Annotated in this window: 11 protein-coding genes; 5 read left to right on the top strand and 6 right to left on the bottom strand. The window is 49.0% G+C overall.

From position 1 onward, the window contains the following. Positions 1–5: 5 nt before the first annotated feature. Positions 6–638, bottom strand: a complete 633-nt coding sequence (locus ACSHWX_RS04545) for a CDP-alcohol phosphatidyltransferase family protein (protein WP_435667004.1) — start codon at positions 636–638, stop codon at positions 6–8. Positions 639–768: 130 nt separating this feature from the next. Between ACSHWX_RS04545 and ACSHWX_RS04540 the strand changes: the two genes are divergently transcribed. After that, positions 769–2,214 (top strand): TrkH family potassium uptake protein, encoded by a 1,446-nt coding sequence (locus ACSHWX_RS04540; RefSeq protein WP_435667003.1) that lies wholly within the window; start codon positions 769–771, stop codon positions 2,212–2,214. 5 nt (positions 2,215–2,219) lie between these two features. Here the strand turns inward: ACSHWX_RS04540 and ACSHWX_RS04535 are convergent, their stop codons facing one another. The 5 genes from ACSHWX_RS04535 to ACSHWX_RS04515 all read right to left on the bottom strand — a co-directional run bounded on the left by ACSHWX_RS04535 (position 2,220) and on the right by ACSHWX_RS04515 (position 10,154). Then, positions 2,220–5,375: an efflux RND transporter permease subunit gene (locus tag ACSHWX_RS04535; RefSeq protein ID WP_435667002.1), complete on the bottom strand. Its 3,156-nt coding sequence runs from the start codon at positions 5,373–5,375 to the stop codon at positions 2,220–2,222. A gap of 1 nt (position 5,376) precedes the next feature. After that, positions 5,377–6,870 (bottom strand): efflux RND transporter periplasmic adaptor subunit, encoded by a 1,494-nt coding sequence (locus tag ACSHWX_RS04530; protein ID WP_435667001.1) that lies wholly within the window; start codon positions 6,868–6,870, stop codon positions 5,377–5,379. Between the two features lie 136 nt (positions 6,871–7,006). Next, positions 7,007–8,005, bottom strand: a complete 999-nt coding sequence (locus ACSHWX_RS04525) for an Hsp33 family molecular chaperone (protein ID WP_435667000.1) — start codon at positions 8,003–8,005, stop codon at positions 7,007–7,009. After that, positions 8,005–8,931, bottom strand: coding sequence for an ornithine carbamoyltransferase (argF, locus tag ACSHWX_RS04520; RefSeq protein ID WP_435666999.1), 927 nt, complete (start codon positions 8,929–8,931; stop codon positions 8,005–8,007). Before argF ends, ACSHWX_RS04525 begins: the two co-directional genes overlap by 1 nt. Before the next feature lie 44 nt (positions 8,932–8,975). After that, a complete protein-coding gene (locus ACSHWX_RS04515; RefSeq protein ID WP_435666998.1) occupies positions 8,976–10,154 on the bottom strand; it encodes an aspartate aminotransferase family protein in 1,179 nt (392 codons plus the stop codon). A gap of 375 nt (positions 10,155–10,529) precedes the next feature. Here ACSHWX_RS04515 and ACSHWX_RS04510 point away from each other — a divergent pair, with 375 nt between their 5' ends. The 4 genes from ACSHWX_RS04510 to ACSHWX_RS04495 all read left to right on the top strand — a co-directional run bounded on the left by ACSHWX_RS04510 (position 10,530) and on the right by ACSHWX_RS04495 (position 12,855). Next, entirely contained in the window at positions 10,530–11,081 is a 552-nt protein-coding gene (locus ACSHWX_RS04510) for a GcrA family cell cycle regulator (RefSeq protein ID WP_435666997.1), read from the top strand. Positions 11,082–11,293: 212 nt separating this feature from the next. Beyond that, the gene (locus tag ACSHWX_RS04505; RefSeq protein ID WP_435666996.1) at positions 11,294–12,049 is read left to right on the top strand and encodes a hypothetical protein; all 756 of its coding nucleotides are present in this window, start codon (positions 11,294–11,296) and stop codon (positions 12,047–12,049) included. 118 nt (positions 12,050–12,167) lie between these two features. Then, positions 12,168–12,635, top strand: coding sequence for a MarR family winged helix-turn-helix transcriptional regulator (locus ACSHWX_RS04500; RefSeq protein WP_435666995.1), 468 nt, complete (start codon positions 12,168–12,170; stop codon positions 12,633–12,635). Continuing rightward, a complete protein-coding gene (locus tag ACSHWX_RS04495; RefSeq protein WP_435666994.1) occupies positions 12,628–12,855 on the top strand; it encodes a hypothetical protein in 228 nt (75 codons plus the stop codon). Before ACSHWX_RS04500 ends, ACSHWX_RS04495 begins: the two co-directional genes overlap by 8 nt. The last annotated feature ends 18 nt before the right edge of the window (positions 12,856–12,873 follow it).

The raw sequence follows: 12,873 nt of genomic DNA, 5'->3' as shown, positions 1-12,873 counted from the left end.
ACTCGCTAGGCGTTGGCATCATCATTTTGTAAATGGCCGAATTCCTTGTAAGCCAGCCAGATGCGTGAGATTGCGGTGTAAAAACAAGCTGCGGCAAACAAATAGGCCAGCACGGCAAAATGCTGTGGCCAAATGCACAGTACAACGAAAAATCCTATTGTTTCTGTACCTTCAAGCAGGCCCGTCGAAAAATATAAAGATTTTGATCCGCGTTGCTCAGTCGTCAGCTTGTGCTTTTCCGCCAAAATCGCATAGCCCAAAAACGTGCCCCCATTAAAGTAAAAGGACAGCAGTAGCACTGCTCCAGCAACGCCATTTGCGGCTGGATCAAGGATCACAAAAGCGACGGGAATAGCGCCGTAAAAGAAAAAATCCGCAACTATATCCCAATAGCCACCGAAATCCGTTTTTTGAGTTGCCCGTGCGACAGCCCCGTCTAATCCGTCCGCAACGCGAGAAATCAGCAATAGCCAAAGGCCAGCGCTCTCGTTACCCAACGCAATGAAAATAGCAGCCACTAAACCAATAATCAGACCAGCCAGCGTAACAGAATTTGCAGTAACTCCGGTTTTTGCGATCTGCGCACCAACCAAATTTAGGGGCCCATCGATGATTTTGCGGGCGTATCCGTCAAGCATATTTAATCCTAAGTTCGATTGGTGTTCAGCATAACATATTGTGACAAATCATATTGGTCATTTTTAAGTGAGCAAAACTTGTGCTAGGGCTTAATTTGAGCATTGGACACAAGGATCAAACCCACCGCTTATGGAAATTCGTCCCGTATTAATGATCATCGGTGCGCTGACCGCGACGCTTGGATGCTCGATGTTTTTGCCCGCAATTGCCGACGCGTTGGTCGGCAACCCCGACTGGATTGTGTTCGTTACCGCTGGGCTGATCACCACATTTATGGGTGCAGGTACATGGGCCGCAACGTTTGGCCGAGAACAATCGCTCAACGTGCGCCAAGCCTTTTTGATGACTGCGCTTGTTTGGGTTGTTCTGGCGTTTTTCGCCGCACTCCCCTTCTATTGGGCTGGGCTTGAGCTCAGCTACACAGATTCATTTTTCGAAGCTATTTCGGGCCTTACCACCACTGGATCTACCGTGATGACGGGCTTGGACAGCCTGCCGCCGGGCATTTTGTTATGGCGCGGGTTGTTGCAATGGTATGGTGGGCTTGGGATCATTGTGATGGCCATCGCGGTGTTACCCATGCTGCAAATTGGTGGCATGCAAATGTTTCGCGCAGAAGCATTTGATACGACGGACAAAATATTGCCCAAAGCTGCCCAAATCGCGGCAAGCATGACCTCAGTTTACATCGTTTTGACGATGATCTGTGCCATTTCATACTGGGCGGCTGGCATGCCTTTGTTTGATGCATTGGTGCATTCTATGACCACCGTGGCGACCGGCGGACTTTCCACTCGGGACGGATCAATCGGTTCATATGAAAGCTTTGCTATCGACTATATTGCCATCGCTTTTATGATTTTGGGCGCGCTGCCGTTTTTGCTTTATGTTCGATTTTTGCAAGGCGACCGAAAGAGCATTTTCAACGATTCTCAGATCCGTGCATTTTTCGGCACATTGGCCTGTTTTGTCATCGCCGCTGTTGCCATCCAGTATTTTAGCAACATCACCCAAGGTGAAGAAGCGTTGCGGCACGCCATATTCTCAGTGGTGTCGGTTATGACCGGCACTGGCTATGCCACCACTGATTATGGCACTTGGGGACATCAAGCCACGGCACTATTTTTCATTCTGATGTTTATTGGTGGTTGCGCGGGGTCGACATCGTGCGGGATTAAAATCTTTAGGTTTCAAGTTTTGTTTTTAGATCTCAAACAACATATTCGCGAAATCCTTTACCCCTCTGGTATTTTCGTAAAACGGTACAATGGCACCATTTTGACCGATGATGTTTCTGCGTCAGTGATGAGTTTTGTGTTCCTTTACATCGCGGCGTTTATGTTTTTGGCCCTATTACTCAGCTTTACCGGGCTGGACACGCTAACTGCCTTTTCGGGCGCAGCGACGGCCATATCAAATGTAGGACCGGGGCTTGGGGATACAATCGGCCCATCAGGCAACTTTGCGCCGCTGCCAGACATCTCAAAATGGCTTTTGTCCGCCGGAATGATTGTTGGTCGGCTGGAAATATTCACCGTTATTGTATTGTTCCTACCGCGTTTTTGGAAGAGCTAAAGGGCTCACCCCTCAAGCTCAGGGCCGCGTGGGACGGTATGGTGATCACCGCGAAGTAATCCTCGGAAACTTGGTGCGCCTTTGCGTAAAAACAGCCAACTAAAGAATGCACCGATATCGGCTCCAATGCCGATGAAGGAAGGCACGAGGAAAAGTACGAGCGTTGTCGCCAATCCTAATCCGAACACAATTGTGATGGCCATAGGGATCAAGAACTGCGCTTGCAAACTTGTTTCAAACAACAGGGGAGTTAGACCACCGATTGTTGTGAGTGAGGTCAGCAGAACGGCGCGCAAGCGATCTCGCGCGGCACCTGTTGCAGCCCGTTCCAGACTATCCCCCTCTTCGATCCGTTCTTGCAAACGGGAGACGAAAACAATCGAGTCGTTCACCAAGATACCAGCTAGCCCCAAAAGTCCCATCACAGAAATTACGGTCAGGTTATACCCCATCAAATAATGGCCCCAGATAGCCCCCACTACGCCAAACGGGATGATCAACATCACCGCAAGAGGCGCGAAATATGAGGCGAATATCCAAGAGATAATGACATACATGATCCCCAAAGCGATCAAACCGCCGAGTTGCAGATCACCAAAGGCTGCGTTTTGCTCGGCCTGTGTGCCGCCAAAACTATAGTCAACACCATATTTTGCAGCAATTGAGCCCATATGATCCGCTTCCAGCCGTTCGATAACTTCGGAACCCTGCAATATTGTGCTGTCCGTATCAGCTCGCACACTCACAACAGTTTTGCCTTCTTCGCGGTTTATCCGATTGAAGCCCTGACGATCACTAAACGAAACCACTTCGGCCAACGGCACAAAATTTCCAGCGTCTGAGCGGACCCACAAATCACGTAGGGCGGCAGTGCCAGCTGTGTTTGATTGTTGCTCAACGCGGATAGAGATTTCCTCTTCCTCTTCTGCAACTCGACGGGCAAGCCGTCCTTCAAACGTATCGCGAATTTGGGAGCCTAAACTGTCAAGAGAGAAGCCAAGAGCGCGGCCACGTGGCGTCAATTCTATAACCAACTCAGGTTTGCCATAACGCAACGTGTCAGAAATCGCCTGCACCCCATCAAAGCCTTCAAGGATGGCCTGCAATTCTTCTGAAGCTTGTTTCAGAACGACTGTTTCTGCACCGGAAAACTGAACATCAATGGCACGGCCCGGAGGGCCACCGCGCGGTTCACGCACTGAAAGACGGTCAACACCCGCAATGGTTGGCACATTCTCACGAATGGCCCGTCCAATTTCATTGGTCCGGATTGAGCGAGCTTCGGCTGGCGTCAAAAATACAGAAAGATTGGCACGGCCATTTTCCATATCCAAATATGCAAATGTTGTTACGATCAGCTGCTCGCCATCAGGGGTTAGATCGGCTTCAACTTTACGCACTGCAGTGTCGAGTTGTGTCACCAACTCGTACATGGATTCTTGAGGAACGCCGGGTTGGAAGAAGGCACTAACATTGACGGTTTCACCCTCAACAGTTGGGAAAAACTCAAACGCCAATTTGCCCGAGGGAATGAGCGCCCCACCCGTGATCGCCAGCGCAACAGTTGCGGCAACCGTGGCGTAGCGCCATTTATAGGTAATGTCTGCAAGGGTGCCAAAAATTTTCTCTTTGAAAAAATCAAACCCATTGTCAAAATTCCGGCGGAACCAACCTGGTGCTTTACGCTCACGTGGCAACGCATGGGAAAGGTGACCAGGAAGAACCAAGAAACATTCGATCAATGAGGCGATCAAAACCGCGATCACCACCATGGGCAGCGCGGAAAGGATTTGCCCAATGACATCGCCGACCAAAAGAATAGGGCCGAACGCGGCCATAGTGGTTAAACTGGCAGCGATAACTGGAGCCGCCATTCGGCCAGCACCCGCAATCGCGGCCTCCTGCCGACTATCGCCCATGGCATAGCGGGTGGCAGTGTGTTCACCCACCACAATCGCGTCATCAACAATAATCCCCAGCGTTAGCAACAGCGCAAACATTGAAATCATATTGATTGTTTGCCCGGTGAAATACATCACGCCAAGTGTGCCCAATATGGAAACGGGAATACCAACAGCAACCCAAAATGCGATGCGGAAATCCAGAAAGATAAACAGAACAACCAGCACTAAAAGAAGTCCGGTAACGCCGTTCTTGACCAACAGACCAAGCCGATCTTCGACCAATTCAGCCGCTGCATTAAACACTTCAATTTGCAGCGAGGCTGGCAATTCTTCTTTTAAGGTCGTGAGATAGGTATTCATTTTTTCAAAGCTCTCAATCGTATCTGCCGTAGCAGAACGAGAGACAGACAACTGGATTGCCCGCTGACCGCGCATAAAGCCTACGGATTGATCATTGTCATAACCATCCTCGATCGTTGCGACATCGCCAAGTAGAAGCTTTTCCCCGGTAGGTGAGGTTCGAATTTCCAAATTCGCAAGCTCGTTAATGTTGACATCTTTTGCGATGGCACGGATTTGAGCTTCAAAATCACCGTCCAGCGTACCTGACGGTTTATCAACGGTGTTGACAGAAATCGTACGCGACAGATCAGCAGTTGTTAGGCCTAATTGACGCAGTTTCGCATCGTCAACGAGCACCCGAATTTCCCGTGCGCGGTATCCTGTAAAGGTAACACGATCAACGCCAGCATCTAACAAGCCATCGCGGATGTCTCGCGCATATTTACGCAATGTCGCTTCGGGGAATGGACCGGAAATGCCTAAATCCGCAATAGGGTCGAAAAATTTTGGCCGATCAACCTCGGGTGTATCAGCGTCGACGGGCAAATTAGTGATCGCGGCTACAGCCTCTTCAACCTGCGCTTCTGCCGTGCGCATATCCGTGTCGCGTTCAAATTCTAACGTTATGGAGCCGCCACCTTCGCGAGCCGTGGACTCCATGGATTTCACGCCATCCAAAAAACGCACCGTCGGTTCAATAACTTGCAGCAAGTTCTTGCGGATATCGTCCGCGCTTGCGCCAGACCAACTTGTCGAGATTGAGATCACACCAACTTCTAAAGACGGAAAGAATTGCCGATTGAGTTTGGACATGCCCCAAACACCGAAAAGAATGATCAACACCATCAAAAGATTGGCCGCGTTCTTGTGACGAACAAATATTTCCAACAGGTTTCTGGCGCGTTTACTTGCCATCTTAGTTACTCTCCTGCGTCGTCAAGTCCTGATCGACATTATCGGCTTCAACAGGTGCTTGACCCTCGCCATTGCCGCTACCATTATTTTGGCGTTGGCCGCGTTCGCGCGCTGGGCGATCGCCGCTTTGCCTACGTTCTGCATTTTCATCACGTTGACGATTTGGCCGTGCAAACGGCGTTGGTTCGCCTTCATTGACGATGGCCACCCCTTCACCAGCTTGCGCGATGCGGCTGGTAATTATGGGCGTGGCCGCGTCGAACTGAGCTCTTGCGAGAAGGTACTGGCCATCTCGTGCGATAATTTCGACGTCGCGGCGGGACATGCGCCCATCATCATCAATGTATATATATTGATTGTCATAAATCGCTGTTTCAGGCAGGCGCAACATATTTTCAAACTTGAGACCCGGCACTTCGATCTTCACGAACGTTCCCGGTCGCAACTGCGCTGACTTTTCAGCGTCAACTCTTGCGAAAATCTCCACGCCGCCTTTTGACGCATCGATTTGGGCACCCGTACGTGAAATTTGAGCATTGGCAATAATCGGTTGCGGTTCAACTTCCCACTTCACGACAACGTTTCGTCCGATTAATCCATCGTCCAAAAGTTGACCATATTGTTGGTCCGACATGGTGAAACGAACGTCGATTGCGGAAGTTTCATAAAGACTGATCAAAACCTCATTGTTGGAGATGACCCGACCAAGCTCAATGTTGTTAGCGGTTACAATGCCATCAAATGGGGCAAATATCTTTGTGTCTTCAAGGTTGCGTTCGGCGCGCTCGACCTGCCATTCACTTCGCTCAAGCGCTGCCTGTTGGCGATCGAGCTGGGCCTGCTGAATGATGATGTTGCTTTCACGCTGTAACAAAGCTTGTTCGCGTTGAGAAACCAATAGTTCACGGTCGTCCAGCGATTTTTCGGTTATCGAGCCGGCTTCAAACAGCGATTTTGCGCGTTCCAAATCCCGCTTAGACAAATCCAGTTGACTGCGCACAAAATCAAGGTTCGCATTTTCAAGCGACAAACGTTCTTTGGCTTCAGTAAGGCCGAACTTGGCTTCAGCCAAACTTGCTTTTGCTTCTGTCAGCGCCCCGCCATATGTAAAGTCGTCGATTGACGCCAACAATGTGCCTTTTGCAACAGCGTTGCCGACCGCTAAGCCTTCGGCCAAATTAACAACCTTTCCTGCAACTTGGCTGCGAATATCGAGTTTGGTTGCGGCTTGCAATTCGCCAAAATATGTCAAGTTGGGCTGGAAATCGCCAAATTCAGCTGGAATAGATTGAACGGTGAATGTGCGTTCACGCGGCTGACGTTCTGGCGGTTCGGGACGGTCTGAAATCATGGCGCGGGCGTAAAAAACCGCACCCACAATAATGGCTATCGCAAATAGAAAGCGAAATAGTATGCCGAAAATCGAAAACCGTCGGCGTTTTGGTTTTTCTACAGTTTTTACGTCTTCAGAGATTTCGCCGGTTTTGTGAAGCATCTAATTGGCCCGCCCATGTCGCCATTTCCAATTTTTCAGAGCGTAATCGCGAGTTGCGAATACAACAACTTAATCTTTGGAAAGGTTTGGTCTTATTGTATAATAAGAGTTACGGGCGAGCCGCGCCATTAGATCATTATTCGTTTATGCCAAACATGCTTGGATTAAAATAATAGGGCGTTGAACAAAACTCGCAGACAACTTCAATCTCGTCGTCCTTGACCATGGATTGGCGATCTTCGTCAGAAAACTGAGACAACATCAATTCAATTTTGTCTGCATCACAGCCACATTTTTCGACCATGTCCATGGGTTCAAAAACCCGCACGCCTTGCTCATGAAACAGACGAAACAATAATCGCTCAGATGAAACTTCAGGATCGACAAGTTCGTGATCATCAACGGTTCCGACAAGAGCCGTAGCTTCTACCCAGCCATTGTCCACCTCAAATGAGGTGTCATTTGTATCCTGATTTTCAAAATCACCATCGCCAGGTAGATCGGCCATTGTGCGCTCGCCATGGGCGGGCATATGCTGCACAAGCAAACCGCCAGCACGCCATTTAGGCTGTGTTTGGCCCTTGTTCTGAACTTCTGCTACAGCCAATCGGACCAAAGTTGGGATTTGTTCGGACTGTTGGAAGTATTTGTGCGCGACATCCTCAAGACCAGAACCATCCAGTTCAACAATGCCTTGATATCGTTCGGTATGCTCACCTTGGTCGATGGTCATCGCCAAGCTGCCCTTGCCCAACAATTCGGCTGGTGCAAGTTTGCCTTCGCTCGCCGCTTTAGACAAAGCCGCCTCGTCAAAACGTGCATAACCGCGCAAACCGTTGGGCGTTTGCAAGTCAACAACGATTAGATTGACCGGACCATCCGTTTGGGTTTGCAGAATAAAGCGGCCCGCAAACTTTAACGACGACCCCACGAGTGAAGCCAAGACAATTGCCTCGCCCAAAAGGCGTGCAACAGGCGTCGGATATTTGTGGCGTCGCAAAATAACGTCCAGTGCGCCTTCAAGGCGCGCTGTACGGCCGCGAATATCCAGCGTTTCAACAGCAAATGGCAAAATTGTATCGTCACCACTTTCGGGACGATCAAGGCCAACGGCCTCCATAAAACTCTCGCTCATTAAAGCTCCTCAATTCCAAAGACCCACGCCAAAATCGCTTTTTGTGCATGCAGTCTATTTTCCGCTTCGTCAAACACCACAGATTGAGGGCCATCCATAACTTGGCTGGTCACTTCATCGCCACGGTGGGCTGGCAGGCAGTGCATAAACAAAGCATCTGGTTTCGCTTGTGCCATCAGTTTTTCTGTTACCCTAAAGGGTGCCAAATTTTCACGACGGATGTTCGCATCTAAGTCGCCCATGGAAACCCATGTGTCTGTGATAACCAAATCAACGTCTTTGATCGCTTCGTTTGGATCGCGCGTAACTGAAATCCGTCCGTTGGCTTGAGCGATGTCTGCCTGCATGCCTTGATCTGGGCTATATTGTTCAGGACAAGCAATAGTCAAGGTGCAGCCAAAAATATCTGCTGCATGGATCCATGAGGCCAACACATTGTTGCTGTCCCCAAGCCAAGCGATTTTGATGCCCTCGACCGACCCACGATGTTCCTCAAACGTCATGATATCCGCCATAATTTGGCAGGGATGTGACATGCGAGTGAGGCCATTGATAACGGGTATTGAACCTGCACCGGCCAGCTCGAGCAAATCATCGTGATTGAGCAAACGGATCATGATCGCATCGACATAACGCGACATTACCCGTGCTGTGTCTGCAATGGTTTCGTCGCGAGATAGTTGCATTTCTTGGCCGGTGAGCATTAGAGTTTCCCCACCAAGTTGGCGCATACCCACATCGAACGAGACGCGCGTGCGCGTGCTTTCTCGGTCAAATATCATCGCTAGAATTTTGTCTTGCAAAATGGGTGTTTTTTCACCCGCCTTTTGCTTTGCCTTTAGGGCATAGGCGAGTTCAAGCATTTTACGCAATTGTGTTTTTGAATAATCCTTGATATCCAAAAAATGTCTTACAGCCGCTGTCATAACGACGTCCTTCTTCAAAACTGAAATGGGTGTATTTTTGGGCGCTAAACGGTTTTGCTGGCCAAAGACTTTAGACCAGCGTCCAATCGTCGGACCGCCTCATCTATTTCGTCTTTGGTGACAATGAGCGGTGGCAAAAGGCGCACGACATTGTCGCCAGCGCCAACCGTTAAAATCTTCGCGTCACGCATTGCCGCAACAACTTCACCAACAGGCGGTTTGACTTTTAGACCAACCATTAGACCCTTTACACGAATTTCTTCGATCAAGTCGGGGTATTTTTGCGCCAATTGTTGCAAGCTCCAACTTAGGTGGTTGCCCATCTGTGTGACATGTTCGAGGAAACCATCTTCGCTGACCCGATCGAACACCGCGTTCCCAACAGTACATGCGAGCGGATTGCCCCCATAGGTGCTGCCGTGAGTTCCCGGCACCATAGCGCTGCCAACTTCTTTTGTTGCCAAACATGCGCCCAGTGGAAAGCCACCACCAATGCCTTTGGCCAATGCCATAATGTCTGGTTGGATTCCGGCCCATTCATAGGCAAACATCTTTCCGGTCCGCGCGTAACCGCATTGGATTTCGTCCAAGATAAGCAAAATACCGTGTTCATCGCAAAGCGCGCGCACTTCGCGCAAAAATTCATTGCTCAGTATATTTATGCCACTTTCACCCTGAATAGGCTCAAACAGGATGGCTGCGGTATTTGGTGTCACCGCAGCCTTTATAGCTTCGATGCTACCGCATTCAACTTGAATAAACCCTGCGGCCTTGGGGCCAAATCCTTCAAGGTAAGTTGGATTGCCGCCTGCAGCGATGGTGCCAAGCGTACGGCCGTGAAACGCACCTTCAAGGGTGATAATTTCATAACGGTCTTTTTCGCCCTTATCGTAGAAATAACGGCGGGCGGTTTTTAACGCGCACTCCACAGCCTCAGCGCCCGAATTGGTGAAAAACACCATATCTGCGAAACTGACATCTGTAAGACGTTGGGCAAGTTTTTCTTGCTCTGGAATAGTGAACACATTGCCCACATGCCAAAGTTTTTCAGCTTGATCCTTAAGTGCCCCGACAACATGCGGGTCTGCATGACCGACTATATTGACGGCAATGCCACCGGCGAAGTCGAAATAATCATCGCCGTCTTTGGTGAATAGTCGGACGCCTTCGCCTTTTTCAAAAGCGATATCAGAGCGGGCGTAATTCTTGTAAAGAGCCGACATTTTTCTTCCTACGGGACCAAATATGAGTGTTTGGGGTTCTAAAGTTCTCATTTTGAGAAGCAATAAGACGCGCCCGCTTATCACGATGCACGTCTTTACAGGATTGTTTATGCCTTTTGTTGGCCCAATTTGTCAATCTGACGGAAATTGGTGACATATTGGTGACCAATTACAAAAAATTAGCAATATTTTAAGAGGATAAGTTTTTGTCCCCCTTGTCATAGATTCGGCCAATCCGGTAAAGTGCATAGCTGTAGGGGCACGATATGTCGTGTGGCGGACCTACCTTAACATACGATGGATGGTATTTTTGCCAAAAGCTCCTTTTTTGGCAGGGTATAGGATTCTATCTGGCCCTAATTGCGGAGGATCTTCATGGCGTGGACTGATGAACGCGTAGCTACTTTGAAAAAACTATGGATGGAAGGTCTTAGCGCAAGCCAAATTGCTGGAGAACTCGGTGAAGGTGTTACACGTAACGCTGTTATCGGAAAAGTTCACCGTCTTAAATTGTCTGGCCGCGCAAAACCTGCACCCTCAGCACCTCGTGCGCGTAAACCAAGAGCGACGTCGACTGCATCCACCCCCAGACGACCTTCGGGCGGTTCTGTTAGTGGTACAACATCTAGCGCACCTAGACGTCGTACAGTACATGCACCTGTTTCTGGCGCGAATGCGTTGCAGATGTCAGCGGAAACTGATGCAAATGTTGAACTAGCCATTGCTCAAGAGTCTGAGATCTTTATTCCAGTTGAAGAACGCGTCACGCTTTTGCAACTCAATGAAGTCACGTGCAAATGGCCAATTGGCGATCCACTAAATGATGATTTTCATTTTTGTGGTCGAGATTCAGATGAGGGAAAACCTTATTGCGAATTTCACTCCAAACGTGCTTACCATCAATTGGATCGTCGTCGGAAAAGCTAAGCGCTATCCACGGTTTGAACTAACAACAAGGCCGTCCATTGGACGGCTTTTTTGTGGACGGATGGGCCTATCATTTTTTTGTGCAAATACCCGCCGATTGAATTTCTCCACGTTGATACATAGATAGAGGCGTTGGAACGATAGGTTCAATTTTGAAGTGTACCACTTGTACTTTTAGGCAGTGGAAGCTCCCAAGAGTGAAAGGCGACATCTTGACAAATATTAGCTACCCCAAACACCCGACGCGCCACGGATATATGTCTGAAAAAATTCAGAGCGCCTATATTCAATCGGCGGTTGAAAAGAAGCTATTGCCCAAGGACGCCCATCGGATAGCGCAAATTGTGTCGTTGAACGCATCCAGTGATGCGTCTAAACCCATCCAATTTTGGCAACTGTTTTCAGTTCTTGGCCAAAGCGCAATTGTAAATATTGTCGAGAACTTTTACGAACGCGTGTTTGCAGATGAGGATTGGTTTACATCCGTTTTTGCGCGGGTCGGTGGCATCAACCATCACATCAACACCCAAGCTGCAATGTGGATCGACGTGATGGGCGGCGGACCATATTATCATGGTGCGGAATTTCGGCTCAGCTTTCATCACACTCACAACGCCATTCAATTGATGAACGACAAAGGGGCACGGCGTTGGTCGCAGCTCATGCTGGAAACATTAAATAGTTCAACAGATCAGATGACCGACGACCCGCGTGTTAGGCTGAGCGTCAACACGTTTCTCGCCCATTTTATGCGTAAATATTCTGAGGAATTCAACTTCAAAAATCAAAGCTTTTTCGGAGAAACAAATCCCCCCTTCAAGCAGAAAATGAACTTCCTGAAGATGTCTCAAGGCGACGTAGAAGCATTGACAGAAGACGAACTCAGAGAGGCTCTGTTCGAAAACGGTGTCGATGTGTCAAAGTATGTTGATAAATCCGCCCTTGTCAGCAAAGCGCTTATGATCTGACTTAACAACAAGGCCGCCCATTGGACGGCTTTTTTGGTTGTCTGGGTATCGACTATGTCTGCCGAAGAAAAAACACTTCGGGATTTACGAAATAGTTTTCGTCGCATACCGTTGGGTCATGACAGACCATAAATCTCAAGCTTTTGCCAAAGAGTTCGAACTACTTTATCGCGAAATCTATGCCCGTTCAGTTCGGCGCGTACGTGATAAACGTCATCGGCTATCACCCACAACCGTTGGCTTCTTAAGCCACCTGGCGATGACCGGCCCTATGACACTTTCTGAGTTATCAGTACATTTTGACCGTGCTCAGTCAACTCTTAGCGAGATGGTCGAGCATCTCTGCGCAAAAGCCTATATCGAAAGGCAAAGAGAACCTAATGACGGCCGCAGATTTCTGATTTGGCTGACAAAGGAGGGGCAGCTCGCGTTACGGGAGGCCCAAACTGTTCTCGACTTAAATCAGCTAGCATCCGCTGGCGAACTGCTTTCTCAAAAAGACCAAACTGCGCTGATCAGCTTACTAGGCGCATTGCACTCAAATCTTTCCAAGCAATCTAACAATGAGGAACCAAACAATGGATGAGAAATGCCAAAGTTGCGGAATGCCGATGGAAACAGGGATATATTGCCAGCATTGTGTCGATGAGGACGGCCAGTTACAAGACTTTGACACACGTTTCGAGCGCATGGTTGGCTGGCAGGTCAACAAAGGAAGCCCTCGCGCTCAAGCAGAAGCCGAGACACTTGAATATATGGCGACAATGCCAGCTTGGGCAGATCACCCTCGTGTTAAACAATCTTGAATTTCAAAACCCCGGCGC

This window comes from Maritalea sp. (assembly GCF_051251695.1).
Lineage (GTDB): Bacteria > Pseudomonadota > Alphaproteobacteria > Rhizobiales > Devosiaceae > Maritalea.
The sequence above is the reverse complement of the archived record's forward strand: the minus strand, read 5'-3'. Positions and strand labels throughout refer to the sequence as shown.